Annotated in this window: 23 protein-coding genes; 7 read left to right on the top strand and 16 right to left on the bottom strand. The window is 57.4% G+C overall.

Features of this window, described 5'->3' with window-relative positions:
• Positions 1 to 94: 94 nt before the first annotated feature.
• The 3 genes from cueR to KDX30_RS26960 all read right to left on the bottom strand — a co-directional run bounded on the left by cueR (position 95) and on the right by KDX30_RS26960 (position 3,140).
• Entirely contained in the window at positions 95 to 496 is a 402-nt protein-coding gene (cueR, locus tag KDX30_RS26970; protein WP_027898599.1) for a Cu(I)-responsive transcriptional regulator, read from the bottom strand.
• Positions 493 to 2,691 carry a heavy metal translocating P-type ATPase gene (locus KDX30_RS26965; protein ID WP_231677986.1) on the bottom strand — a complete coding sequence of 733 codons (2,199 nt, stop codon included), beginning with the start codon at positions 2,689 to 2,691 and terminating at the stop codon, positions 493 to 495. Before KDX30_RS26965 ends, cueR begins: the two co-directional genes overlap by 4 nt.
• A 68-nt stretch (positions 2,692 to 2,759) precedes the next feature.
• The gene (locus KDX30_RS26960; RefSeq protein ID WP_027898601.1) at positions 2,760 to 3,140 is read right to left on the bottom strand and encodes a hypothetical protein; all 381 of its coding nucleotides are present in this window, start codon (positions 3,138 to 3,140) and stop codon (positions 2,760 to 2,762) included.
• Between the two features lie 157 nt (positions 3,141 to 3,297).
• On the opposite strand from KDX30_RS26960, the gene KDX30_RS26955 reads away from it, so the two are divergent.
• The 3 genes from KDX30_RS26955 to KDX30_RS26945 all read left to right on the top strand — a co-directional run bounded on the left by KDX30_RS26955 (position 3,298) and on the right by KDX30_RS26945 (position 6,422).
• Positions 3,298 to 3,501 carry a heavy-metal-associated domain-containing protein gene (locus tag KDX30_RS26955; RefSeq protein WP_099269465.1) on the top strand — a complete coding sequence of 68 codons (204 nt, stop codon included), beginning with the start codon at positions 3,298 to 3,300 and terminating at the stop codon, positions 3,499 to 3,501.
• A 226-nt stretch (positions 3,502 to 3,727) separates the two neighbouring features.
• Entirely contained in the window at positions 3,728 to 4,924 is a 1,197-nt protein-coding gene (locus KDX30_RS26950) for a multidrug effflux MFS transporter (RefSeq protein ID WP_231677985.1), read from the top strand.
• Between the two features lie 805 nt (positions 4,925 to 5,729).
• The gene (locus KDX30_RS26945) at positions 5,730 to 6,422 is read left to right on the top strand and encodes an ArsR/SmtB family transcription factor (protein WP_027898604.1); all 693 of its coding nucleotides are present in this window, start codon (positions 5,730 to 5,732) and stop codon (positions 6,420 to 6,422) included.
• Positions 6,423 to 6,434: 12 nt separating this feature from the next.
• On the opposite strand, the gene KDX30_RS26940 is transcribed toward KDX30_RS26945, so the two are convergent.
• The 3 genes from KDX30_RS26940 to KDX30_RS26930 form a co-directional block, all read right to left on the bottom strand.
• A complete protein-coding gene (locus KDX30_RS26940) occupies positions 6,435 to 7,388 on the bottom strand; it encodes an adenosine deaminase (protein WP_231677984.1) in 954 nt (317 codons plus the stop codon).
• Positions 7,389 to 7,472: 84 nt separating this feature from the next.
• A complete protein-coding gene (locus tag KDX30_RS26935; protein WP_231677983.1) occupies positions 7,473 to 8,438 on the bottom strand; it encodes a 2-oxoglutarate and iron-dependent oxygenase domain-containing protein in 966 nt (321 codons plus the stop codon).
• A gap of 121 nt (positions 8,439 to 8,559) precedes the next feature.
• Positions 8,560 to 9,657 (bottom strand): BMP family ABC transporter substrate-binding protein, encoded by a 1,098-nt coding sequence (locus KDX30_RS26930; protein WP_027898104.1) that lies wholly within the window; start codon positions 9,655 to 9,657, stop codon positions 8,560 to 8,562.
• A 395-nt stretch (positions 9,658 to 10,052) separates the two neighbouring features.
• Between KDX30_RS26930 and KDX30_RS26925 the strand changes: the two genes are divergently transcribed.
• Complete coding sequence (locus tag KDX30_RS26925) at positions 10,053 to 11,144, top strand: calcium:proton antiporter (protein ID WP_027898103.1); 1,092 nt, start codon at positions 10,053 to 10,055, stop codon at positions 11,142 to 11,144.
• A gap of 137 nt (positions 11,145 to 11,281) precedes the next feature.
• On the opposite strand, the gene KDX30_RS26920 is transcribed toward KDX30_RS26925, so the two are convergent.
• The 3 genes from KDX30_RS26920 to KDX30_RS26910 all read right to left on the bottom strand — a co-directional run bounded on the left by KDX30_RS26920 (position 11,282) and on the right by KDX30_RS26910 (position 13,955).
• The gene (locus KDX30_RS26920) at positions 11,282 to 12,637 is read right to left on the bottom strand and encodes an 8-oxoguanine deaminase (RefSeq protein ID WP_231677982.1); all 1,356 of its coding nucleotides are present in this window, start codon (positions 12,635 to 12,637) and stop codon (positions 11,282 to 11,284) included.
• 258 nt (positions 12,638 to 12,895) lie between these two features.
• Positions 12,896 to 13,585 (bottom strand): SDR family oxidoreductase, encoded by a 690-nt coding sequence (locus KDX30_RS26915; RefSeq protein ID WP_122707113.1) that lies wholly within the window; start codon positions 13,583 to 13,585, stop codon positions 12,896 to 12,898.
• Between the two features lie 19 nt (positions 13,586 to 13,604).
• Entirely contained in the window at positions 13,605 to 13,955 is a 351-nt protein-coding gene (locus KDX30_RS26910) for a MerR family transcriptional regulator (protein ID WP_231677981.1), read from the bottom strand.
• 80 nt (positions 13,956 to 14,035) lie between these two features.
• Here KDX30_RS26910 and KDX30_RS26905 point away from each other — a divergent pair, with 80 nt between their 5' ends.
• On the top strand, positions 14,036 to 14,446 hold the full coding sequence (locus KDX30_RS26905) for a hypothetical protein (RefSeq protein ID WP_231677980.1): 411 nt from the start codon (positions 14,036 to 14,038) through the stop codon (positions 14,444 to 14,446).
• Between the two features lie 108 nt (positions 14,447 to 14,554).
• Here KDX30_RS26905 and KDX30_RS26900 read toward each other — a convergent pair whose 3' ends face one another.
• From KDX30_RS26900 to KDX30_RS26870, 7 genes are all read right to left on the bottom strand, one after another.
• On the bottom strand, positions 14,555 to 15,481 hold the full coding sequence (locus KDX30_RS26900) for an ABC transporter permease (RefSeq protein WP_099269472.1): 927 nt from the start codon (positions 15,479 to 15,481) through the stop codon (positions 14,555 to 14,557).
• Complete coding sequence (locus KDX30_RS26895; RefSeq protein WP_027901274.1) at positions 15,481 to 16,584, bottom strand: ABC transporter permease; 1,104 nt, start codon at positions 16,582 to 16,584, stop codon at positions 15,481 to 15,483. Before KDX30_RS26895 ends, KDX30_RS26900 begins: the two co-directional genes overlap by 1 nt.
• An 11-nt stretch (positions 16,585 to 16,595) precedes the next feature.
• Positions 16,596 to 18,164, bottom strand: coding sequence for an ABC transporter ATP-binding protein (locus KDX30_RS26890; RefSeq protein ID WP_231677979.1), 1,569 nt, complete (start codon positions 18,162 to 18,164; stop codon positions 16,596 to 16,598).
• Positions 18,165 to 18,864: 700 nt separating this feature from the next.
• A complete protein-coding gene (locus KDX30_RS26885) occupies positions 18,865 to 19,455 on the bottom strand; it encodes an IMPACT family protein (protein WP_027901272.1) in 591 nt (196 codons plus the stop codon).
• Between the two features lie 33 nt (positions 19,456 to 19,488).
• Positions 19,489 to 20,151 (bottom strand): TetR/AcrR family transcriptional regulator, encoded by a 663-nt coding sequence (locus tag KDX30_RS26880; RefSeq protein WP_027901271.1) that lies wholly within the window; start codon positions 20,149 to 20,151, stop codon positions 19,489 to 19,491.
• A gap of 75 nt (positions 20,152 to 20,226) precedes the next feature.
• Positions 20,227 to 21,618 carry a uracil-xanthine permease family protein gene (locus tag KDX30_RS26875; protein WP_231677978.1) on the bottom strand — a complete coding sequence of 464 codons (1,392 nt, stop codon included), beginning with the start codon at positions 21,616 to 21,618 and terminating at the stop codon, positions 20,227 to 20,229.
• Positions 21,619 to 21,826: 208 nt separating this feature from the next.
• The gene (locus tag KDX30_RS26870; protein ID WP_099269476.1) at positions 21,827 to 22,747 is read right to left on the bottom strand and encodes a LysR family transcriptional regulator; all 921 of its coding nucleotides are present in this window, start codon (positions 22,745 to 22,747) and stop codon (positions 21,827 to 21,829) included.
• Positions 22,748 to 22,874: 127 nt separating this feature from the next.
• Here KDX30_RS26870 and KDX30_RS26865 point away from each other — a divergent pair, with 127 nt between their 5' ends.
• The gene (locus tag KDX30_RS26865; RefSeq protein WP_122707117.1) at positions 22,875 to 24,221 is read left to right on the top strand and encodes an aspartate aminotransferase family protein; all 1,347 of its coding nucleotides are present in this window, start codon (positions 22,875 to 22,877) and stop codon (positions 24,219 to 24,221) included.
• A 60-nt stretch (positions 24,222 to 24,281) separates the two neighbouring features.
• Positions 24,282 to 25,775, top strand: a complete 1,494-nt coding sequence (locus KDX30_RS26860) for a CoA-acylating methylmalonate-semialdehyde dehydrogenase (protein ID WP_122707119.1) — start codon at positions 24,282 to 24,284, stop codon at positions 25,773 to 25,775.
• Positions 25,776 to 25,959: the final 184 nt, after the last annotated feature.

The raw sequence follows: 25,959 nt of genomic DNA, 5'->3' as shown, positions 1-25,959 counted from the left end.
CGATAAGGCTGGACTCGGTTGACTTAGATCGCGTCCAGCCTTATCGCGAGCAAGCTCGGCTCCCACAAGGTGTGGGTGTCACCTGCGAGGTCACCTACCCACAACACCCACCCGAAGCCAGGTCCTTGAGAATCGGACAGTCCGGGCGGTCATCGCCGTGGCAGTGCTCGACCAGTTCCTGCAGGGTGTCGCGCAAGCTCACCATTTCCTCGATCTTCTGGTTCAGATCAGCGATATGCTCGCGGGCCAGTGCTTTGACGTCGGCGCTGGCGCGTTGCCGGTCTTGCCAAAGCGTCAGCAATTTGCCCACTTCCTCCAGAGAAAACCCCAGATCCCGCGAGCGCTTGATGAACGCAAGTGTGTGCAGATCGTCCTTGCCATACAGGCGATAACCACTGTCACTGCGATGCGCCGCCTGCAGTAGACCGGTGGCTTCGTAGTAACGGATCATCTTGGCACTCAGGCCGCTCTGTTTCGCTGCTTGCCCAATGTTCATGACTTTGCACCCGGATCTTCAGGCTTCCACGTTTTAAGCAGCAAGGCGTTGCTCACCACGCTGACGCTGGACAGTGCCATTGCCGCGCCGGCCAATACCGGATTGAGGAAACCGAAGGCCGCCAACGGAATTCCGATCAGGTTATAGACGAAGGCCCAGAACAGGTTCTGGCGGATTTTTGCGTAGGTTTTGCGGCTGATCTCCAGCGCTGCCGGAATCAAGGCCGGGTCGCCGCGCATCAGCGTAATCCCTGCCGCATGCATGGCGACGTCAGTGCCACCGCCCATGGCAATGCCGATATCGGCGGCAGCTAGCGCGGGCGCATCGTTGATGCCATCACCGACCATCGCCACGACGCCAAATCGCTTCAGATCCGCCACTGTTGCGGCTTTGTCGGCAGGCAGCACTTCGGAATGAACGTCACGAATACCCAGTGCTTCAGCGACCACTCTGGCGCTGCCGTGGTTATCACCGGTCAGCAAATGGCTACTGATGTTACGTGCGGCCAACTGTTCAACGGCTTGCCGTGCTCCGGGCTTGAGTGTGTCACCAAAGGCGAACAGGCCCAGCACCGCGGGGTTCGGGCTTTGCTCGATCAACCATGACAAGGTCCGGCCTTCGGCTTCCCAGGCACGGGCGGCATCGGCCAGTTCGTCCATGTGCAAACCGCTTTGTTCAAGCATTCGACGATTGCCCAAAGCCAGATCGCGGCCGTCCAGCGTCCCTGCAATTCCGACGCCAGGCAGGGCCCGACTGTTTTCAATGCTGGCCGGATGCAGGTGCCAATCCCGGCAGGCGTCCAGCACCGCCTTGGCCAACGGATGCTCACTGCCGCGTTGCAGCGCGCCCGCCCATTCCAGTACCTGTTCTTCATTGCCGCCTTTGGCGCAGAAGTGGGCGATTTGCGGAGTGCCGGAAGTCAGCGTACCGGTCTTGTCGAACACCACGGTTGTGACTTCATGGGCACGCTCCAGTGCCTCTGCATCCTTGATCAAAATACCGTAGCGCGCCGCGACGCCGGTTCCGGCCATGATTGCCGTTGGCGTTGCCAGTCCCAGCGCGCAGGGGCAGGCGATGACCAATACCGCAACGGCGTTGATCAGCGCACTTTCCATCGGAGCGCCCGCCACCAGCCATCCGGCAAACGTAAAAAAGGCGATGACCAGAACGGTCGGGACGAACACCTGGCTGACCCGATCCACCAGTTTCTGAATGGGAGCCTTGCCTGCCTGAGCGTCTTCAACCAGTCGAATAATGCGTGCCAGAACCGTTTCGGTGCCTAGCGCTGTGGTTCGGACCAGCAGGCGCCCCTCGCCATTGATTGCGCCGCCGGTGACCTTGTCGCCGACCTGTTTGGGTACCGGCAGGCTTTCGCCGCTGATCAGGGCTTCATCGGCGTGGCTTTGGCCTTCGATCACTTCACCGTCTACAGGGACGCGTTCGCCCGGTTTGACCAGCACCAGGTCGCCCAGATTCAGAGCGCTGATGGCGACGTCGTGTTCATGGCCGTCAATGACTCGCAGGGCGCGATCAGGTCGCAAGGCTTCCAGCGCGCGAATGGCGCTGGCGGTCTGACGTTTGGCACGGCTTTCCAGGTATTTGCCCAGTAGCACCAAAGCAATCACTACCGCCGACGCTTCAAAGTACAAATGCGGCATTTCGCCGGGGGCGGCAGTGACCCACTCATAAACGCTCAAGCCGTATCCGGCACTGGTGCCTAGTGCTACCAGCAGATCCATGTTGCCTGCCCCGACGCGCACGGCTTTCCAGGCCGCTACATAAAATCGTGCGCCAAAAATGAACTGGACCGGGGTGGCCAGTGCGAATTGCGCCCAGGCGGGCAACATCCAGTGAATCCCGAAGGGCTGGAGCAGCATGGGCAGAATCAACGGGACCGCTAACAGGATTGCCAGAATCAGCGCCCAGCGCTCTCGGGTCAGTGTGCGAAGCTGCTGGTCGGCTTTCGCAATCGGGTCTTGATGCGCAGTAGCGGTATATCCGGCTTTTTCGACTGCTGCGATGAGGGTGGCAGTGTCCGGCCCGCCGTCCGTCTCGATGTGCGCCTGTTCATTGGCAAGGTTGACACTGACGGTCTTCACCCCTGGCACTTTGTTCAGCGCACGCTCGACCCGACCTGCGCAACTGGCGCAGGTCATGCCGGAAATCGGCAGATCGAAGTTGAGCGGATTGAGCATGTTCATTCTCCCTGAAGGCAGTTGCCTGCAAGGATCAACCTTTCCACGAGGACAAGGTCAAGTCCAGATCAATAATTCAGATCGGCGCGTTTGAGATACATGCCATTCAGGCTGCTGGCGATTCGGTATTTGAGAATATCGCCGGCTTGAATCTTGATGTTGGTGTTGCTCTGGGCCTCCATGCCGGGGTCGCAACCGAATACCGCACCTGGCAGCACACGCAGGCGAATGGCGACATTGCCCGCGGGAAGGTTGAAGGACACAGATTGTTCCTGGAACAAGCGGCCCGCGAGCTGGTCCTGAATATAGATGCCGATCTCGCAGGATGTCGCGACTTCCAGTCGCTCGCGAGAAATGATCAGAACGCCATAATCCTGATCAGCCTGAACTGCCGGGGAAGCAGCGAACAGGCCGAGAATGCCGAAGAGGCTCAATGCTGACCAGCGCATCGCTGATACTCCTGATGTAGACGGTGATGATGCAGCTTGGCCGAGCCTTGCGCCGAATACCAGCCCGGCAGACAAACGAGAAACTTGACCTTGCCACGATGGGAAGGTGAAACATGGCGTTATCGTCACCTACAGCCCCGTTTGAAGGAGTAGCACCATGCAACGATTCAACGTTCAAGGCATGACTTGCGGCCACTGTGTCAAAGCGGTGACCACTGCCATCAAGGACCAGGACCCCAGCGCGCTGGTGCAAGTCGATCTGCCGACTGGCGAAGTCATTGTAGAAAGCGACCTGACCGGCGAGCAGGTGATCGGCTTGATTTCCGAGGAGGGGTATCAGGCGCAAATCGCCCATACGTGAGTGGGTTAGAACTCGATCTGTGGGAGCGCTGCTTGCACGCGATAAGGCTGGACGCGATATAAAGTGAACTGCATCCAGCCTTAACGCGAGCAAGCATCTCCCACAGTGTGAAATCTCCTACGAGGCGCGGCCGTGAAACTTTTTGAAGTAATTACCTTCTCCTGACACTCAGCCCGCACAGGCCCGGTTAAACTGTCGGGCTGCAAGAGTACTGTCTGGACGCCTCATGAACCTTCGCACCATCCTGATTCTCGGCGCGCTCAGCGCCTTCGGCCCATTGGCCATCGATTTCTACTTGCCAGGTTTCCCGGCCATCGCTTTGGCGTTTGGCACTGACGAGAAACACGTTCAACTGACCCTGGCGTCTTACTTTCTGGGCCTCTCCATCGGCCAGTTGGCTTACGGGCCTGTGGCTGACCGCTTCGGTCGGCGGATTCCACTGCTGTTTGGCGTGACCCTGTTCACTTTGGCTTCGCTGGCTTGCGCCTTCGCGCCGAATCTTGAGTGGCTGATTGGCGCGCGCTTTGTTCAGGCGCTGGGCGGTTGTGCGGGCATGGTGATTTCCCGGGCAATTGTCAGCGATAAATGTGATGCGGTGCAGTCTGCCAAGGTCTTCTCGCAATTGATGCTGGTGATGGGGCTGGCGCCGATTCTTGCGCCAATGCTCGGTGGGTTATTGGTCAATCTATATGGCTGGCAATCCATCTTTATCAGCCTTACAGCCTTCAGTGCACTGGCATCGTTGGCGGTGGCGCTCGGGTTGCCTGAAAGCATGCCGGCCAGCCATCCGCGTCAGCCACTGGCAGGTGCTTTCAAGCAGTACCGCAGTTTGCTGGGGGACCGGATTTTCCTCGGGCATGCATTGACGGGCGGCATCGCCATGGCAGGCATGTTTTCCTATATCGCGGGTTCGCCGTTCGTATTCATCAAACTGTATGGCGTGCCTGCTGAGCATTATGGCTGGCTGTTCGGCACCAACGCTGCCGGCTTCATACTGATTGCCCAGCTCAATGCAAGGCTGGTAGGCAAGAAAGGTCCGGCGTTCCTGCTGTCGCGTACGGTCTGGATTTATCTGGCTGCGGCTTTGACGTTGCTGGCCATTACCGGTTTGCGTACCGAGCAGCTTTGGCCGTTGCTGGCGCCATTGTTCATTTGCATTGCCAGCCTGGGCTGCATCATCCCCAACGCATCGGCTTGTGCGATGAACGGCCAGTGGGCGCGTGCCGGGAGTGCATCGGCGATGCTGGGGTGTCTGCAATTCAGTGTTGCTGCCGGTGCAGCGGCGTTGGTCGGTGTGTTGCACGATGGCACTGCCGTCCCCATGGCTCTGGTCATCAGTCTATGTGGCGGGCTGGCGGTCACTATGTCTGTGCTGACCCGTCGCTTGCAGCAAAAGCGTGATGCGTCAGTAACTCAGGCCTGATTGATGCTCCCGCGCATGTGCGGGAGCCAACCCGGTTATATCAACCAAATCCCGGTCGGTCGCTTTCACTGTATTCATTGCCAAATGAATGCAGATTGATTGTCTGTGTGCACTATAAATAGTGCTGAGGTGAGTTTCTGTTTATCTTCCTTCAGTGTTGCTGGCTAGATGCTACATGGATTGTAGATTTATCCTACGGACTTTTCGGAAAGTGACGAGTGTAAATATGATTGATGGCAGTTAGCTGCGAACATGGGCTCTACTATTTGTCTTATTTTATTGAGCGTTTCTAGTTGTCCATGTTGTAGGAAAATGCCGTGCACGATATGGCGGATTTTCTGTTCGAGGGTATGTGGGCCTTTGTAGCCGGGGTTCGATGGGCGCCCATGTGATATTTTCAGGAATGCTCCTCGCGTGAAAGATTGGGCAAGGTTGATCAGGAAACTCCGGATGCTCTTGATGCAATGCTCTGTTTGCCTGATCGGGTGAAAGGTTCCAAGGCTTATACTGATCGTCCGGAGTTGGTTGGACCATAGTTATGTAAGCCCCGGTCTATCATCGGGCCGTTGCCTTGTTTACGAGCTCCACATTAGATCTGCGCATAAGTTGATAAGCCGTACCAACGCAGTCATCAATGCCGTGGGTGTCCTGAGGCCTTTCCAGGTTAAAGGTCGTCAGTTACCTGAGGCGTTCTACTTCACTGGCTCATTACGGCCTCGACTATGGCGGTCTTGCTTCTTGGTTACAACTGTATTACTGCCACCATGTCATCGCGATAGACGATGTTTCAACAGGGAGTGAACATATGGAATATGCACCTTGCATCAGCCACGTTGCAACATTGCTGGCTGACCCGAAGCGTAGTGCAATGATCTGGGCCTTGATGGACGGTAGTGCGCGATCCGCCAATGAGCTGGCCCTGCTTGCGGGCTTGACGACATCATCTGCCGGGGCGCATTTGGCGCGACTGGCTGCTGGTGGTTTATTGAAGCAGGAAGTGCGGGGCCGCAAGCGTTTTTTCCGTCTGGCGGGTCCGCAGGTGGCGACGGCACTTCAAGCGCTTGCATGTGCCTCTGCCGCGAGTGCAGCCCAGATCAACCGTAATGTTGCGCAACCTTTGCCTTCCATGCCTTTGCGTGAGGCGCGTATTTGCAGTGATCACCTTGGCGGTGATATGGCTGCCGAGTTGTATCAACGGTTGCTGGGAGCGGGGTGGATCGAACAACAGGAACATCGTGTCGAAGTTACCAGCGTGGGGGTGGCGAGGTTTGCAGAGAGGGGGATTTACGTGCCGGCACTTGCTTTGCGTCAGCGCGAGACTGTTTGTGCCTGTGCTGACAGGAGCGAGGTCACGCCGCATTTGGGCGGTGCGTTAGGCGCAGGTTTGTTGCAGCTTTTTATTCAGATGGGCTGGCTGCGCATTACAGAGGAGTCCAGCACCTTGCAAGTTTCGTCCAGCGGGCAGCGCGAGATCGACAAGATCGCGGCTGCCGCCTGATAAGGAGTCAGCTCAAGGCTTGATCAGTCGTGCGTCCAGGCTGTTTTGTGCAAGACGTTTCGCCTGATCCTCGGTCATGCCCAGATGGGTATACAGCGCATGGAAGTTCTCGGTGACGTAGCCGCCGAAATAAGCGGGATCATCGGAATTCACCGTGACCTTCACGCCACGCTCAAGCATGTCGAGGATGTTGTGTTTTGCCATGTCATCGAAGACGCAGAGCTTGGTGTTCGATAGCGGGCAGACCGTCAGCGGAATCTGCTCGTCGATGATGCGCTGCATAAGGCGCTCGTCTTCGATGGCGCGCACACCATGGTCGATACGCTGGATTTTCAGCAGGTCCAGTGCTTCCCATATGTATTCGGGCGGGCCTTCTTCACCAGCGTGGGCCACGGTCAGGAAGCCTTCATGACGAGCACGGTCGAAGACGCGTCTGAACTTGCTCGGTGGATGGCCCATCTCCGAGCTGTCCAACCCCACGGCGACGAACGCATCGCGAAACGGCAGCGCCTGGTCCAGGGTTTTTTCTGCTTCTTCTTCGCTCAAGTGGCGCAGGAAGCTGAGAATCAGACCGCTGCCGATCCCTAGCTTTGATTGACCGTCTTTCAGGGCTCCCGTGATGCCGTTCAGTACCACTTCGAAAGGGATACCCCGGTCAGTATGGGTTTGCGGATCGAAGAACGGTTCGGTGTGAATCACGTTCTGGGCCTTGCAGCGCTCCAGATACGCCCAGGTCAGGTCGTAGAAATCCTGCTCGGTACGCAGTACATCTGCGCCCTGGTAATAGAGGTCGAGGAATTCCTGCAGGTTGTTGAAGGCGTAAGCGCCGCGCAGGGCTTCGACGTCATTCCACGGCAGCGCGATCTTGTTGCGTTCGGCGAGTGCAAAGAGCAACTCGGGCTCGAGAGAGCCCTCAAGGTGCAGGTGCAGTTCTGCCTTGGGCAGGGCGTTCAACCAGTCGTACATGTGCTTTTCTCATCAGGTGCAGATGCCCGGCATTCTACAGAGTCGTGCTTCGGGATGGGCAAAACCTGACCAAGCGGTTCAAATTTACCCGGCCTCTTGCTCCCGTCGATAGGCATAGGTCTCGGCGAAACGCGACAGCAAAAATGCCGAGCAAGTAGTAACAGGGTAGCGTGCTGGCTCGGTTTCGCTCTTGCAGCCGGGCAAGCATTCAATTTCAGTGTCCGGGTTGGGCTCGACAAAAAACGGCATCGAATAGCGATCAACGCCCAGTGGACTGACCACCCGATGGGGCGTGGACACATATCGGTCGTTACTCCAGCGCGCCATCATGTCGCCGATGTTGACCACAAACGTGCCGTCAATCGGCGGCGCGTCGATCCACTGGCCGCGCACATCTCGCACTTGCAGTCCGCCCGCAGAGTCCTGATGCAGAAGGGTGATGCAGCCATAGTCTGTGTGTGCGCCCGCGCCTTGTTGTTCGGCGCTGGTGGCGGTATGGCGCGGCGGGTAATGGATAAAGCGCAGCACGCTCACGGGGGCGACAAAGCGCTTGTCGAAGAAGTCACGCTCGATGCCCAGCGCGACAGTGATCGCCTGAAGCAACTTCTGCGCGAGTGCCTGCATATCCAGATAGTGCTGTTCCATCAAGGCTTCCCAGCCCGGCATGTCGGGATGCCGGTTGGGGCCGCGTAATGGTTTTCCAGCGACGACCTCAGGGTGATCGGCGGGCAGATGAAAGCCCATGTCGAAGGTCTCTTTGAGATCGCTCGGTATATTCGGGTCGAGCTGTTCGGTCGCAATAGCACCATAGCCGCGGTGGTGACGGCTTTGAGTGATGTCGATCTTGAGCTTTTCTGCCTGGGGCAGGGCGAAGAATTGTTGCGCCGTACCGACCACTTGTTCAATCCGCTCAGCGCTGATCGGGTGGCCTTTGATATAGAAAAAACCCCACTCCCGACAGGCCTGGTCGATTTGCCGGGCAATGTCTTGCCATGCGATTTGGTCATCGCTGTAGAGCGGGGCGATGTCGATGATGGGGAGCTGGTTCACGGTGGATTGTCTCTGATTTGACGTGATTATTTATTTGCAACCGCCGAAGATCCCTGTAGGAGCTGCCGAAGGCAGCTCCTACAGGCAATGGCTTCCACAAGTTTGCGGTTGCTCGTCTTGATTACTTCGGCAATTCCGCCTTGATGCCCTCAACGTAATAGTTCATCGAGGCCAGTTCTGCATTGGTCGCAACCTTGCCTTCCGGGATTTTTACTGCGCCGGTCTGATCCTTGATCGGGCCGGTGAACGGGTGGAACGCGCCACTTTTGATGTCGGCAATGATCTTCTCGGCTTCTGCCTTGACGTCCGCCGGGACGATATCGCTGATCGGCAACTCAACCGTGCCTTCTTTCAGGCCGCCCCAGTAATCCTGAGATTTCCAGGTGCCGTTGATCACGCCTTCTGTGGCCTGAATGTAATGCGGTCCCCAGTTGTTGACGATGGAGGTCAGCACCGCTTTCGGGCCGAAGTGAGCCATGTCCGAGGCGTAACCCACGGCGTAGACGCCACGACGCTCAGCCGTCTGGATCGGCGCCGGGCTGTCGGTGTGCTGGAACATGACGTCCACGCCCTGGTCGATCAGTGCGTTGGCGGCGTCAGCTTCTTTGCCCGGATCGAACCAGGAGTTGACCCACACGACTTTGATCTCGGTGCCCGGGTTGTATTTGTTCAATGCCAGCTGAATGGCGTCGATGTCACGCAGTACTTCAGGAATCGGGAACGAGGCTACGTAACCGATCTTTTTGGTCTTGGTCATTTTTGCCGCAAGAAACCCGCCGACGTAGCGACCTTCATAGGTGCGCGCCAGATAGGTACCCATGTTCTTGTCTTGCTTGTAGCCGGTCGCGTGCTCGAAAGTCACTTTCGGGAACTGCTTGGCGACTTTCAACGTCGGGTTCATGTAACCAAACGAGGTGGTGAAGACCAGATCGTAGCCACCTTTGGCCATGTTGCGGATCACGCGCTCAGCGTCCGCACCTTCCGGCACGTTTTCGACATAACTGGTGGTGACCTTGTCGCCCAGAGCTTCAACCATAGCCTTGCGGCCCTGTTCATGCTGATACGTCCAGCCGTGATCGCCGATCGGGCCGATATAGACGAAGCCGACTTTCAGCGGGTCTGCCGCTGATGCCAGCAGGCTGGAACCCAGGCCAACGACCGCGGCCATGGCGCACAGCAATTTTTTCAGGGGGCGACGCGGGTGAGTGGTGGAGTGCATCGGGTCTAGCTCCTAGTGGTCTTGTTGGCACGGCCGTCTAAGCGGGTTGCTCGAACAATGCAAAAAACTGACCAACTGGACAGTTAATGACAGGGCTGGGGTTGTAGCTGCTTTTAGTAGCGCAAAGCGATGCTGGACGGTGCAAGAAAGGCACGTGTTGCCGCCAACTGGTGCGCCTTTCCTGAACGGGTGGGAGCGCGCTTGCCCGCGATGGCGTCAGTCCAGGCGGTGAGGTGCTAAATGATCAAATGGATCGCGGGCAAGCGCGCTCCTACGGGTAGCGGCGTTCCAATCAAGTTATCAACAGTTTTGAAACCTTTGCTTACACTCGGCACTCTCAACGCCTTGAACACGTTATCCGGACGTTTCACCCAGGAAGGTTTAAAGGCTAGTCAATGGGCTCAATACTCAAGCAAGAAAAATTTCTCCTGCTCGCGATCATCGCGACAGTTGTCGCCTACGTGTTCGAGCATTCGTTCCTCAATAACGGGCAGGGCGTTGCGCTGACGGCGGGGATTGCGCTGGTAGGTTTTATCGTCTGCGCGTCGTTGCGCGTGGCTCACCATGCGGAGTTGCTTGCAGAGAAAGTCGGCGATCCCTACGGCACCATGATCCTCACGCTTTCGGCGGTGCTGGTCGAAGTGGTCATCCTGGCGATCATGATGAGTAACGAGCCGTCGCCAACATTGGTGCGCGACACGATTTACTCCGCAGTGATGCTCGATATCAATGGCATCCTTGGTCTGGCTGCCCTGATGGGCGGTATCAAGCACGGCGAACAGTCCTACAACGACGATTCAGCCCGCACGTACAGCGTGATGATTCTCACCGCGATGGGCGTTTCCATGGTGGTTCCCGAGTTCATCCCCGAAGGCGACTGGAAGCTGTATTCGGCGTTCACCATTGGCGCGATGATCCTGCTTTACACCTTGTTCCTGCGCATGCAGGTCGGGCCGCACAGCTACTTTTTCAGCTACAGCTATCCAGAGAAAAAGAAGCGCAAGGATCAACCTGAAGCCGAGAGCGAACCGGTCAATCTGACGCTGTCGATCGGGATTCTGATGCTGGGCGTGGTGGTGATTGGTGCACTGGCGGAAGTCATGTCCAAGACCGTTGATCTAGGGCTTGAAGGTACTGGCGCACCGCCGGTCATGACGGCGATTCTGGTGGCGGCCATTTCTGCGGCACCGGAGATTCTGACTGCATTGCGCGCTGCTTTGGCAAACCGGATGCAATCGGTGGTGAATATCGCGCTGGGTGCGTCGCTGTCGACCGTGATCCTCACCGTACCCGTCATGGAAGCCATGGCACTTTACAGCGGCCAACCGTTTCAAATGGCAATGACCCCGGTGCAGACCGTGATGATTTTCATCACCCTGCTGGTGAGCGCAATCAACCTGAATGATGGTGAAACCAACGCGATAGAGGGCATGACCCACTTTGTGTTGTTCGCGACGTTCATCATGCTGTCGTTGTTGGGGTTATAGCGCTTTCTTGAAATAACGCACCACTGGCTGAATATGTTGGAGCGAGGCTTGCCCGCGAAGGGCGATGATGCGGTCGTTCTGGTGGAACCCAGGCGTATCATTCGCGGGCAAGCCTCGCTCCAACAGGAACGCGTTGATCAGCCGCGAATCAACTCTCGCGCTGCCTGGCTGTGATCAGCAATCAACCCCTTCAGATCGAGCCCTTCGACCTGACCATCAATCACTCTCCACTGGCCGCCAATCATCACCCGATCAGCACGATCAGCGCCGCACAACAGCAGCGCCGATAACGGATCATGGCTCCCGGAAAAGCGCAGTTCATCCAGCTTGAACAGTGCCAGGTCCGCCTGTTTACCGACTGCCAGCTCACCTATGTCGCTACGGCCGAGTAACTGCGCCGAGCCCTTTGTTGCCCAGCCAAGCACCAGCTCGGGTGTGATTTTTTCTGCGCCATAACGCAGACGTTGCAGGTACAGCGCCTGCCGCGTTTCGAGGATCATGTTCGAGGCGTCATTGGAGGCCGAGCCGTCTACGCCAAGCCCCAACGGCGCGCCTGCTGCGATCAGATCCAGTGTCGGGCAAATGCCGGAAGCCAGGCGCATGTTGGAGCTCGGGCAATGACAAACACCGGTGCCTGCTGCGCCCAGTCGGGCGATTTCGTCAGGGTTGAAATGAATGCCGTGGGCCAGCCAGGTCCGCGGCCCCAGCCAGCCAACGCTGTCGAGATAATCCACCGTGCGCAGGCCGAAACGCTGCAGGCAGAAATCTTCTTCGTCGAGGGTTTCGGCCAGGTGAGTGTGCAGGCGCACGTCGAGCTTTTCCGCCAGCGCTGCGCTTTCACGCATGATCTGCGGCGTGACTGAGAAGGGCGAGCAGGGCGCCAGTGCGATCTGGATCTGCGCGCCCGCGCCACGCTGGTGATAGCGCTCGATCAGGCGCTGGCTGTCTTCAAGAATCACCTCTCCCTGCTGCACGGTTTGTTGCGGCGGCAAACCTCCTTCGTCTTCACCCAGGCTCATTGAGCCGCGGGTGAGCATGGCGCGCATTCCCAGTTCGCGGACGCTTTCAACCTGAACATCAATGGCGTGTTCCAGCCCGTCCGGAAACAGGTAGTGATGATCCGCCGCTGTGGTGCAACCCGACAGCAGCAGCTCGGCCAGTGCGACTTTGCTGGCCAGCGCGAGCTTTTCGGGAGTCAGCCTCGCCCAGACCGGATACAAAGTCTTCAGCCACGGAAACAAAGGCTGGTTGACCACCGGAGCCCAGGCACGGGTCAGGGTTTGATAAAAATGGTGATGGGTGTTGATCAAGCCCGGCAGCAGCACATGCTCGCGGGCGTCGAATACTTGGTCGCACGGGCTGGCGGGTTGCTGACCCACGCCGAGCATTTCGACGATGACACCGTTTTCAATCACCAGACCGCCTCGGGCATCGAGGGCATTGGCCGTGAAAACAGCGAGGGGATTTTTCAACCAGATACGGATCGCAGGCATCGTGCCGGCTCCTCTGAAAGACAGGTTCAGGTTAGCCAGCTCAGTGTTGCCCTGTCTGCTGATCCAGGGTCGCCGGGGCTTTGCAGCGTCGGCGAGGCCGAGATTCTACCTGTGAACCCCGGCAGGAGCCAACTGGTTGGCGAGGGTGATATACGCGCTTATTCAGGTCTGGCGCCTCGCGAACAAGTTCGCTCCTACCGGTTAGCGTGGTGCCAGGCGGTCGCTGCTACAGAGGACATTCCGATTCTGATAGCTATTTCACCACGGAATAGTTTCGCCCTTGTAGTCCACAAAATGATGTCCGCCTTTACCCGCATAGGCCACGAGCTGTTCCACCAGCCCGCTAGTGCTGGTTTCAACGTCGATAGCCGCACCTTCGCCGCCCATATCGGTTTTCACCCAGCCCGGGTGTAAAGACAAAACGGTTGGGCGAGGCGCTGGCAACTGCAGGACGAAAGTGTTGGTCAGGGAGTTGAGGGCCGCTTTGCTCGCCTTGTACAGCGAAGCATCTGCCCCGTCCGGACAGGTAACGCTGCCAAATCTGGAACTCATGAAAGCCAATACACCTGTAGTGGGCCGGATCTGCTGAACGAGGCGTTCAGCCAGCCGGATAGGTGCTATAGCGTTAGTGAGGAACAATTGAGTCAGTTCCGCCGTGGTGACCTGCTCGGCACTTTGTGGCCTCGGCCCCATGATCCCGGCATTGATGACCAGCGCATCGAAGACTTGCCCCTCCAGTTTGTTTTTCAGAGCATCCAGAGATGCGACGTCATCCAGATCAAGAGTCTCGATACGGACGCCGGATATTGCTTTGAGATCAGTTGCTTTTTGTGGATCGCGAACGGTGGCAGTGACGTTCCAGTTTTGTTCAGTCAGCCGTTTGACCAGTCCCAGGCCGATGCCACGAGAGGCGCCGACGATCAGTGCAGTTTTTTGAGTGGACAAGATTTTTCTCCTTGAAAAGTTATCAGGGGCTCAGCGGGCAGCTCTGGCCCAGACGATTCTGTAACTCGATGCGCAGTTCGCCGAGTTCAGCGATGCGTGTCTCGATCAGCACGAGTTTGTCCCGAAGTAATTGAGCAATGGCCAGGTCTGGCGCTGGAGCCTTCCAGAGTTCGGCAACGCTGTGGCCGATTTCGTTCAGGCTGAAACCCAGGCGCTGCGCGGTCTTGATGAACTGCACCAGTTGCACCATCTCAGCAGGATAGTGCCGATAGCCGTTACCGCTGCGTTGCGCGGCAATCAGACCACGCTGCTCATAGAACCGCAGAGTATCGCGGCTGACAGACGTGGCTTGAGCCAATTCACCAATACGCATGTTTCCGTTCCTTGGGGTTGACCCTGGAGCGTACTCCAGCCTTTAGCCTGTTGGAATGTTAAATCCTCTGGAGTGTTTATATGTGGCAACCGCAACACTATCGCCAACTTGTCCGTGCCAGTGGCTGGTACGACCTGATCGTCACGGCCGCTTTTGTAACGCCTTGGAGTTTTGTCGCCTTGCACGGGCTGTTATCCAGTGTGAGCCAAGCCTGGAATGTTCCCGGCACGCTGCCACCGTTCGAGCCCATGCATATGTTGATGGCCAACTTGCTGGGTTCGATTGTTTGCGTGTGGTCAGTGCTTCGGATTCGCGATCCGCAGATGGTGTTCGGACGTTACGACGCGGCAGGTCGACTGCTCTTCGCGACGTGGCAGGCCTATGCCCTGATGCTGGGAGCAACGTGGTTGCTGGCGGGATTCCTGATCATGGAAATGATGTGGGCGGTGTTGCAGCTGTGGCCGGTTCGCCCGATTAACCAGCGACTGTAGGAGCCCACGAGCACGGCGAGGCGGCGATAGCGGTGTTTCAGGCCGAACGCTATCGCGGCCTCGCGGTGCTCGTTGTGTTCCTACAGCATCATTTTTTTCAGCGCTGCGTTAATGCCCCGCCTGCCAGGGCTGTCCTAGCGAAACCGGGGCATAAAGACGCGTGCGCAGGGCATTGCGCGACAGCAGCACCAACACGACGATGGTCGCGACGTAAGGCAGCATCGCCAACAGGTTGGACGGGATCGCCAGGCCGATACCTTGCGCCACCAGATGGAGGATGCTGGCGAGGCCGAACAGGTACGCACCCAACAACAGGCGCCACACTCTCCAACTGGCGAACACCACCAGCGCCAGGGCGATCCAGCCACGACCGGCACTCATGTTTTCGGCCCACATCGGCGTGTACGCCAGAGACAGGTAAGCCCCGGCCAGTCCGGCCATGGCGCCACCGAACAGCACTGCTAGAGTTCGCACGCGCAGCACCGGCAAGCCCATGGCGCTGGCTGCGTCCGGGTTCTCGCCAACGGCCTGAATGATCAATCCGACGCGGCTTTTCAGCAGCGTCCAGGCCACGAGGGCAAACAGCGCGAAGGACAGGTACACCAAAATGTCCTGAGCAAACAGCATGCGGCCGATCAACGGGATGTCGCTCAAGTAAGGGATCAGAATTGGCTCGAAACCTTGCAGCGGTTTACCCACCCAGGCTGCGCCGACGAAGCTCGACAAACCAACGCCAAAGATAGTCAACGCCAAACCTGTTGCGACCTGATTGGCATTGAAGACCAGCGCCACCACCGCGAATAATCCCGACAGCAGCATGCCCGCCATCATCGCCAGCAGCACACCGAGCCACAGGTTGCCGGTGCTCAAGGCGATGATGAAACCGATCACCGCACCGAACAGCATCATGCCTTCTTGCCCAAGATTGAGAACGCCGCTTTTTTCGCAGATCAATTCGCCCAGTGCGACCAGCAGCAGCGGAGTCCCGCAACGCACCATGGCGAAGAAAATATTGCTCAGCAGATCGATATCCATCACACAGCTCCCGTGGCAGCGGGTGCCATCTGACGTTTGGCCCAGCGCGCATTCAGGCGTGGGCGATAGAGAATCAGCACATCACAGGCCAGCAGGAAAAACAGCATCATGCCTTGAAACAGCTGTGTGATGGCTTGCGGCAGGTTAAGAGCCATTTGCGCGTTTTCGCCGCCCAGATAGAGCAACGCCATCAGCAAGCTGGCGAACAGAATCCCGATTGGATTCAGGCGGCCGAGAAAGGCCACGGTGATCGCTGCGTAGCCGTAACCCGGCGACACTTGCGGTACTAGCTGACCAATGGGCCCGGCGACTTCGCTTACCCCGGCCAATCCTGCGAGGCCGCCGCTTATCAGCAAGGCCAGCCAGACCAGACGTTTTTCGCGAAACCCGACGAAACCTGCAGCTCGTTTATCCAGCCCCAGCACTTTGATCTGGAAACCGACAAAGCTGCGTTGCAGCAAAACCCAGACTGCGACCAAAGCCAGCAAGGCGAAGTACACACCGGCATGCACGCGGCCGTCCTCGGTCAGCAGTGGCAAGCGGCTAGCGTCACCAAACATCGCTGACTCAGGGAAATTCATCCCGGCAGGGTCTTTCAACGGTCCATGCACGAAGAACAGCAGCAGGTTCAGCGCGATGTAGTTGAGCATGATGCTTGTCAGGATTTCATTGGCATTGAAATGGGTGCGCAGCCAGGCGGTCAAGCCCGCCCATGCCGCGCCACCGAGTGTGCCAACCAGCAGAACCAGCACCAGTGCCCAGCGGCTTTCCATGTCGATGATATTGACTGCCAATGCGCTGCCAGCCAGCGCGCCCATCAACAATTGGCCTTCGGCACCGATGTTCCAGATACGCGCCTGGTAAGCCACTGCCAAACCCAGCGCGCAGAGCAGAATGGGCAGCGCCTTGACCATCAATTCGGATACGCCATACCAGTCGCTGACCGGTGCAATCAGCAACGTATGCAGAGTGAGCAAAGGGTCCAGACCTAGGGCGATAAACAGTAATGAGCCGCAGATCAGGGTCAATACAGCGGCCAGCAGCGGCGAAAACCACAGCATGGCCCGCGATTGTTGCCCGCGCGGTTCCAGAGAAAGCAGCATCGGAAACTCCGTTAATTAAGCGCTGCGGCTTGGAATTGAGGTTGAGTGCCGGGCGGTGCATCGAATTCACCGGCCATCCAGCCGCCGACCTGCACGGGCGAGGTCTGCCCGGTCGGTACAAGAGGGGAGAGCCTGCCACTGCTCAGCGCGGCAAGGCGGTCGCTGATCTGGAAGAGTTCGTCGAGATCTTCGGAAATCACCAGAATCGCTGCGCCCGCATCGCGCAAGGCAATCAACGCGCGATGAATCGCTGCGGCGGCCCCCACATCGACGCCCCACGTTGGATGCGCGGCGACCAGCAGTTTCGGGTTCTGCAAGATCTCGCGGCCCAGAATGAATTTCTGCAAGTTACCGCCGGACAGGCTTCGAGCGGGCGCTTGAGCGTCCGGAGTTTTCACTGCGAAGCGTTTGATGATTTCATCGGCCAGGCTTCGGACCTTGCCGCGTTGGACCAGGCCCTTGCTGACCAGTCCTTGCTGAAATGCCGTCAGCAGCGCGTTATCGCTTAGGCTCAAGTCCGGCACCGCGCCGTGCCCGAGTCGTTCCGCTGGAACAAACGCCAGGCCGTTTTTACGCCGTGCATCGGGACGTAGATGACCAACGTTCAAGTCTGCAAAGCGAATACTGGATGACAGCGAGTCGCTTACTGTTTGTTCGCCGCTGAGCAGGGCCAGCAGCTCGTCCTGACCATTACCTGCGACGCCCGCAATGCCGACGATTTCGCCGCTGCGCACTTCAAGATCGAGATTGACCAGAGAGCAACCGAACGGATCGGGGTTATGCCAGGAGAGTTTTTCCACCTGCAGGAACGGTTTATGCCCCGCGACTTTTGGATACTGCGCGGTCAGGCCTTCAGCATCGCCGACCATCAACCGCGCCAGCTCCAGATCCGAACATTGTGCCGGAATACAGTGGCCGGACACTTTGCCGCCGCGCAATACCGTCGCGCTATGACACAAGGCGCGGACTTCACCCAGCTTGTGACTGATAAATAGAATGCTGCAGCCTTCAGCGGCCAGGCGGCGCAGGGTGACGAATAGTTCGTCGGCTTCCTGCGGCGTCAGCACTGAAGTAGGCTCATCGAGAATCAACAGGCGGATGTCCTGCATCAGGCAACGAATGATCTCGACTTTCTGCCGCTCGCCGATCGACAGGCTGTGGACAAGTCGTTGCGGCTCGACCGCCATGCCATAGCGTTGGGAGACTTCACGGATTTTGGGTTCCAATTGCTTTGGCGTACCGGCCGCGCCGCCCATCGCCAGCGCGATGTTCTGAGCTACGGTCAGGGTTTCGAATAATGAGAAATGCTGAAACACCATGCCAATGCCCAGGCTGCGGGCCTGGGCTGGGTTACGCATTTTCAGAGCCTGTCCCTGCCAGACGATTTCGCCTGAATCGGGCTGCGTCACGCCGTAGATGATCTTCATCAAGGTGCTTTTGCCTGCGCCGTTTTCGCCGAGCAGGGCGTGGATTTCTCCGGAGGCGATATTCAGGTCAATGGCATCGTTGGCCAGGCAGCCGGGATAGCGCTTGCTGATGGCACGCAGCTGCAGGCGTGCAGATGTCACAGGGTTTGGCATGACAGGCTCAAGGTAAGAGGATCGCCTGTGGATAAAGCAATTTCCTGGCCAGGCAGTCAGGTTTTTGCGGGTAAATGCTGATTTGCTTGTAACGACGATGCCGCAAGAGCGATAGGGTGGCTCCTGTGGTGCAACTGATCGCCAGCATCGGCACCAGATCAGGGCGTTTCGGACATTGAATGATTCAATTTCGACCAGCCTGTCTGAGTAAAAAACATACAGTCGCTGTCGAGTCAGGCAACTCCGGCGTCACCGCGACCCTTGCACCTGTTATCCACAGGTTCCTCCACAGTAAATGTGTGCAAGCGCAAAAGTGCGATATAAGCGGGCAGTCGCTAGTAGCGTCTGACCATAAGAGATTGTAAAGCGCTGTTTTAACGATGCTTTTCTCGGTTTGTGACAGTTTTGTATAAAAAGTAATCAATTGGCTGAAAGCTAAGCGTGGCAAGGCTTGCGGCGGCATGTACTCAGCTTGTCCACAGCCGGATGCACAGTAAATGTGTGCAGTCCGAGTTCGCGCTCCCGCGACATCGCGCAGATCTGTGGGAGCCGAGCTTGCTCGCGATAAGGTAGGACGCGATCCAATGTGAACCGCGTCCAGCTTCATCGCGAGCAAGCTCAGCTCCCACAGGTCCTACTGGATTGCGGGCAAACAGAAGTCTCCCGAATGGGCCTGCATGTGGCGCACCACAACGCGACATCATTCCCCGTCTTTACTCAATACAATCCGGCCCCGGCTCAAATCCGCCAACTGCCGCTGCAGCACTTCGACCTGCTCGGGGCCAACCGCGATCGCAAGGTCCACTCCATTAGCCGTGAAGTCTTCGTTCTGCACCAATCCGTTCAATTCGGCGACCCGCAATTTGACCAGCGCCAGTTCGCTGAAGCTGCACGACAGGCTCAATGGCACCCGAGTAACCAACGCTAGACGCTCAGCCTGTTGCAGGCATTTATTGGCACCGCCGCCGTAGGCCCGGGCGAGGCCGCCGGTACCCAGTTGAATGCCGCCGTACCAGCGAATCACCAGCACCACGACCTGATCAAATTCCTGGGCTTCGATGGCGGCCAGAATCGGTCGTCCTGCTGTACCGCCAGGTTCGCCATCGTCATTGCTGCGGTATTGATCGGCCAGTTTCCAGGCCCAGCAATTGTGCGTCGCGTTGAGGTCGCTGTTCTGTTCGATAAACGCTTGTGCGTCGGCGGCGCTGGAAATGGGCGCGGCGAGAGTGATAAAGCGGCTCTTGCGAATCTCTTCGCGAAATTCACAAGGGCCAACCAGAGTAAAGGGCATGCGTGGGTTCCAGCTGTAAACAGATGTCGCCAGTTAAGCGCCTGGAGGCGTCAGGCCGCAACCCTTGAGGATGATGCGAATGAGATTATCGCCCGCAACTTCCATGTCTTGCTTGGTCAATCGAGTGCGTCCGGTCACTTGGCAAATTTGCGTAGCGAAGTCGGCGTAATGCTGCGTGCTGCCCCACAGCAGGAAAATCAGGTGCACCGGATCCACCGGGTCCATTTTGCCCGCATCGATCCACGCTTGAAAAACAGAGGCCCGGCCTTGAAACCAGGCTTGGTAATCCTGGCTGAAATACTGGTTGAGGCATTCGCCGCCGCTGATGATCTCCATGGCGAAAATCCGCGATGCCTGAGGCTGACGACGCGAGAACTCCATTTTGGCTCGAATGTATCGGCTCAATGCCAGAGCCGGATCGTCCTCGACGGTCAGGTTGTTGAAGGTGCTGTCCCATAACTCGAGGATGTTGCTGAGTACCGCGACGTACAGCCCGAGTTTGTTAGTGAAGTAGTAATGAAGGTTGGCCTTGGGCAGCCCGGCGTTCAGCGCGATGGTATTCATGCTGGTGCCTTTGAAGCCGTGGCGAGCGAACTCGTCTTCGGCGGCTTTGATAATGGCCTCTTCATTCTTCTGACGAATGCGACTGGCGGGCTTGGTGCCGTGACTACTGTGCGCAGGGACTTCAAGGATCATGGGGCCGTTCCGGACAGATCATGGGGATACAACACTGAACACCTGACCCAATCAGGTGTTCAGCGTTATCAGTAGTTAGTGTGTCGATGGCTCAGCTTCGGTTGCAGATTCTGTACCCGCAACGCTTGTCGTGTCCTCCGGCAATAACAGGCACATCACAATGGCGGTGATGCCGCCGCTGGTGATTGCCGAGTCGAACAGGTTTTGTACCAGTTTAGGCAGGTGATGCAGCAATGCCGGTTGGGAAGCGATGCCCAAACCAACGCCAAAAGACGTTGCAATGATCAGCATGCTGCGCCGATCCAGCGGTGCCTGAGCCAGAATGCGTACGCCCGCAGCAGCAACGCTGCCGAACATGACCAGAGTCGCTCCACCCAGTACGGGTTTTGGGATTTGTTGCAGCAAAGCGCCAATGGTCGGGAACAGGCCGAGCATGAAGAGGACTGCGCCGATGTACAGACCGACATAACGACTGGCCACGCCGGTGAGCTGAATCACACCGTTGTTTTGCGCGAAAGTCGTATTGGGGAAGGCACTGAAGGTTGCAGCGATCATGCAACTGAATCCGTCGCCCAATACGCCACCTTTAAGCCGGGCAATGTACGTGGGGCCGCTTATGGGCTTTTTAGCGAGCATGCAGTTGGCGGTCAGGTCGCCGACTGTTTCGATGGTGCTGATCAGATAAATCAGCGCGACGGGCAGGAAAGCTGTCCAGTCAAAGGCGAAGCCGAACCTGAACGGGACGGGCACGCTGATCAGGGGCAGGTTGCCAACGGAATGAGGAATCAGCTTTCCACTGAACCACGCTGCCAGACTGCCTGCTGCGAGGCCGATGATGATCGCCGACAGGCGTATCCAGGGAGTATTTGACCGGTTGAGCAGAATGATAACGACCAGCACAAAACCGCCCAACGCCAGGTTCAGCGGTTCGCCAAAGTCTGGAGCGTTGAAACCACCGCCCAGGTCCGTCACCCCTACTTTGATCAAGCTGACGCCGATCAGAGTGATCACGATGCCGGTCACGAGCGGCGTGATGACTCTGCGCAGTTGGCCAATGAAGCGACTCAACACAATCTGCACCATCGCACCGAAAAAGCAGACCCCGAAAATCATCGCCAGAATGTCTTCAGGACTCCCGCCGCGTTGCTTGACCAGAAAGCCCGCAGACAAGACTGCGCCGAGAAAAGCAAAGCTGGTGCCTTGCAGACAGATCATCCCTGCGCCAATTCCGAATGGCCGACGTGCCTGGATGAAAGTGCCTACGCCTGAAACCATTAGTGCCATGCTGATCAGGTAAGGCATGTAGGCGCCCAGCCCTAGTGCGGAACCGATGATTAACGGCGGTGTAATGATGCCGACGAAACTGGCGAGCACGTGTTGCAGCGCAGCAAGTATGGCCGGTAGTGGCTTGGGCCGATCATCGAGGCCATAGATCAGATCGCTGCTGGGTGAGGCGTCGGGCTGCATGTGGTGCTCTCGCGGGTCGTTTGATACAACCACTGTGCAAAAAGCTGTCCAAGTGCTCAGGTTTTCTATGGTTAGCACGTGGCCGATGTTTGTAGGCGCGCGCTTGCCCGCGATTGGGTGGTCAGGCGCAAAATTCGTTTAATGATCTGGCGCCATCGCCGACAAGCGCGCTCCTACGGGTTGGTATGTTTTTGCAGGGCGCCATGTCTCACCGTGTAGCAGCCAGCGTCTGCAGAAAGCTCTCGAGCACCAAATGAGGGCGGCGTCCTTTGCGGGTTACCGACACCAGGCTTAGATCATAGAAGCGCGATGCCGGTTTCAGTGCCCGCAGTCGACCCTGTTGCACCCAGAAACTCGCATAGTGATCCGGCAAATAGCCGATGTAACGCCCGGTCAGGATCAAAAACGCCATGCCTTCCCGGTCCGACGCGCTGGCGGTGCAATTGAGCGCCTGATAATGGGCCTGAATCTCTGCTGGTAGTCGGAAGGTCGGCGCAATGGCGTCCTGTTCTGCAAGACGCCCGTCATCCAGCGCAGCATCCTCCATATAGAAAAGCGGGTGGCCCACCGCGCAGTAGAGCAGCGAGCGCTCGCTGTACAGCGGCTGATATTCAAGGCCCGACAATGCACTGGCTTGAGGAACGACACCCACGTGCAACCGACCGTCGAGTACGCCTTGTTCCACTTCATTGGGCGCAATCATGCGGATGTTGATGTGCACATCAGGCCCGCGCTCTTTCAACTGAGCCAGTGCGTGAGTGATGCGCATGTGGGGGAGGGTGACCAGATTGTCAGTCAGGCCAATGTTCAACTCACCACGCAGATGCTGGTGGAGGCCGTTGACCTCTGTGCGGAAGCTTTCCAGTGCGCTCAGCAGTTGTAACGCCGACTGATAAACCTCACGGCCTTCTTCGGTCAGTGAAAATCCGGCACGTCCGCGTTGGCAAAGGCGTAAGCCCAGGCGTTGTTCCAGATCACTCATTTGCTGGCTGATGGCCGAGCGTCCTATGCCGAGTGCGCTTTCGGCGGCAGAGAATCCTCCCGACTCAACTACGCTTCGAAAGATGCGCAGCAATCGAATATCAAAATCGCTGACTTGTGCCAGTGGATCGGGGCGACGGCTGCTCATAGTTTAGTCATCGGCTAACTGAAGATCGTAAAAGTTGAGTTTTTCCGACTTTATCCCCGTGGCACCGTAGCTGCATCAAGTATTTGCAGTCACTCAACCGCCCAGCGCTCCAGCGAGGTCCGTTTCGATGAACAGTTTCGAGTCGTCCGAGATGTCTATTGCCAGCCAATTGAAGCTTGATGCTCATTGGATGCCTTACACCGCCAATCGCAATTTCCAGCGTGATCCGCGCTTGATCGTCGCGGCGCATGGCAGCTATCTGACAGACGACAAGGGACGCAAGATCTACGATGCGCTTTCTGGTCTGTGGACCTGTGGTGCGGGTCATACACGCAAGGAGATTCAGGAAGCTGTCTCCAGGCAGTTGGGCATTCTGGACTACTCCCCGGGTTTTCAATTTGGTCACCCGCTGTCCTTTCAGCTCGCTGAAAAAATCACCGAGTTGACGCCGGGCAATCTGAATCATGTGTTCTACACAAACTCAGGTTCCGAATGTGCCGACACCGCCGTGAAGATGGTGCGCGCCTACTGGCGTTTGAAGGGGCAGGCAACCAAAACCAAAATGATCGGCCGTGCGCGTGGCTATCACGGTGTAAACATTGCGGGCACCAGTCTCGGTGGGGTGAACGGCAACCGTAAGATGTTTGGCCAGTTGATGGACGTGGATCACCTGCCGCACACCTTGCTGGCCAGCAACGCTTATTCGAAAGGCATGCCGGAGGCGGGCGGTATTGCTCTCGCTGATGAAATGCTCAAGTTGATCGAGCTGCACGATGCCTCAAACATCGCTGCCGTCATCGTCGAGCCAATGGCCGGTTCGGCTGGTGTGATTGTGCCGCCTCAGGGCTACCTCAAGCGGCTGCGGGAAATCTGCGATCAGCACAACATCCTGCTGATCTTCGACGAAGTCATTACGGGCTTTGGTCGCACCGGCTCAATGTTTGGCGCAGACAGCTTTGGTGTGACGCCTGATCTGATGTGCATTGCGAAGCAAATCACCAACGGTGCGATTCCGATGGGGGCCGTGATCGCCAGCAGTGAGATCTATCAGACATTCATGAATCAACCGACGCCTGAATACGCCGTTGAATTCCCGCATGGTTATACCTACTCCGCGCACCCGGTTGCGTGTGCTGCTGGTCTCGCAGCGCTTGATTTACTGCAGCGGGAAAATCTTGTGCAGCAGGTTGCTGAAGTGGCACCGCATTTCGAAAGCGCACTGCATGGCATCAAAGGCACAAAGAACGTCGTCGACATTCGTAACTACGGCCTGGCTGGCGCTATCCAGATTGCGCCGCGAGATGGCGATGCGATCGTTCGCCCATTCGAGGCGGGCATGAAGCTCTGGAAAGCTGGTTTCTATGTACGTTTTGGCGGCGACACCTTGCAGTTCGGACCTACTTTCAACAGCAAGCCGCAAGACCTGGATCGTTTGTTCGATGCGGTTGGCGAAGCGCTGAATCAGATCGACTGATAAACCCTTCTATATAGGTGACAGGCGCGGATTCGTTCGCGCCTGCTTTGGAGTCATTTCATGAGCACCATTCAACACTTGATCGACGGCCAACTGGTCAGCGATAACGGCCGTACTGCCGACGTGTTCAATCCGTCGACCGGTCAGGCTATCCATAAGGTTTCGTTGGCCAGCCGCGAAATCGTTCAGCAAGCGATTGATTCAGCCAAGGCAGCGTTTCCCGCCTGGCGTAATACTCCTCCGGCAAAACGCGCCCAAGTGATGTTCCGCTTCAAGCAACTGCTGGAGCAGAACGAAAGTCGTATCGCGCAACTGATCAGCGAAGAGCACGGCAAAACGGTTGAAGATGCCGCGGGCGAACTCAAGCGTGGTATCGAGAACGTCGAATACGCCTGTGCCGCGCCGGAAATTCTCAAGGGTGAATACAGCCGTAACGTAGGGCCGAACATTGATGCCTGGTCCGACTTCCAGCCTTTGGGTGTCGTCGCCGGTATTACCCCGTTCAACTTCCCGGCGATGGTGCCTTTGTGGATGTACCCGCTGGCGATCGCTTGCGGTAACTGTTTCATCCTCAAACCGTCCGAGCGCGATCCAAGCTCCACGCTGCTGATCGCACAATTGCTGCACGAAGCCGGTCTTCCTAAAGGCGTACTCAATGTCGTCCATGGCGACAAGGCTGCGGTGGATGCTCTGATCGAAGCTCCGGAAGTCAAAGCGCTGAGTTTTGTGGGTTCAACGCCGATTGCCGAGTACATCTATAAAGAAGGCGCTGCGCGCGGTAAACGAGTGCAGGCCTTGGGTGGCGCGAAAAACCATGCGGTGCTGATGCCGGATGCTGACCTGGATAACGCGGTCAGTGCGTTAATGGGCGCTGCTTACGGTTCGTGCGGCGAGCGCTGCATGGCGATCTCGGTGGCCGTATGTGTGGGTGATCAGATTGCTGATGCGCTGGTCGCCAAACTGGTGCCGCAAATTGCCTCCCTGAAAATCGGTGCCGGTACAACGTGCGGGCTGGACATGGGGCCTCTGGTCACGGGTCAGCATCGGGATAAAGTCAGCGGCTATATAGAAGACGGCGTGCAAGCGGGCGCCAAACTGGTTGTTGATGGTCGCGGCTTGAGTGTTGCCGGTAATGAAGATGGCTTCTTTATGGGCGGCTGCCTGTTCGACCAGGTGACCCCAGAGATGCGTATCTATAAAGAAGAGATCTTTGGGCCGGTGCTGTGCATCGTGCGAGTTGCCAGTCTTGAGCAGGCCATGCAACTGATCAATGATCATGAGTACGGCAATGGCACCTGCATCTTCACTCGAGACGGAGAAGCTGCACGTTTGTTCTGTGATGAGATTGAAGTAGGCATGGTCGGGGTCAACGTTCCACTGCCGGTGCCGGTTGCCTACCACAGCTTCGGTGGCTGGAAGCGTTCACTGTTCGGTGACCTGCATGCCTATGGGCCGGATGGGGTGCGTTTCTATACGCGGCGCAAGGCGATTACCCAGCGTTGGCCGCAACGTGCGAGCCACGAGGCGTCGCAGTTCGCCTTTCCTAGTCTGTAAGACGTCTTGGAAGAGGGGTGAGCCGTCAGGCTCACCCCTTTGTTTTATGGGGTTTCAGAAAGATATGACAATTTAGTGAAATTAAGGGTTGACGGCCTCTCTAATCTCTCTATAATTCGCACCTCTTCTGGCGCAGACAGAACGAAAAACTCCTTGATAATCAATGAGTTGGACGATTCGGTTA

Source organism: Pseudomonas quasicaspiana, from assembly GCF_021147825.1.
Taxonomy (GTDB): Bacteria; Pseudomonadota; Gammaproteobacteria; order Pseudomonadales; family Pseudomonadaceae; genus Aquipseudomonas; species Aquipseudomonas quasicaspiana.
This window is presented reverse-complemented; position numbering and strand designations above follow the sequence as displayed.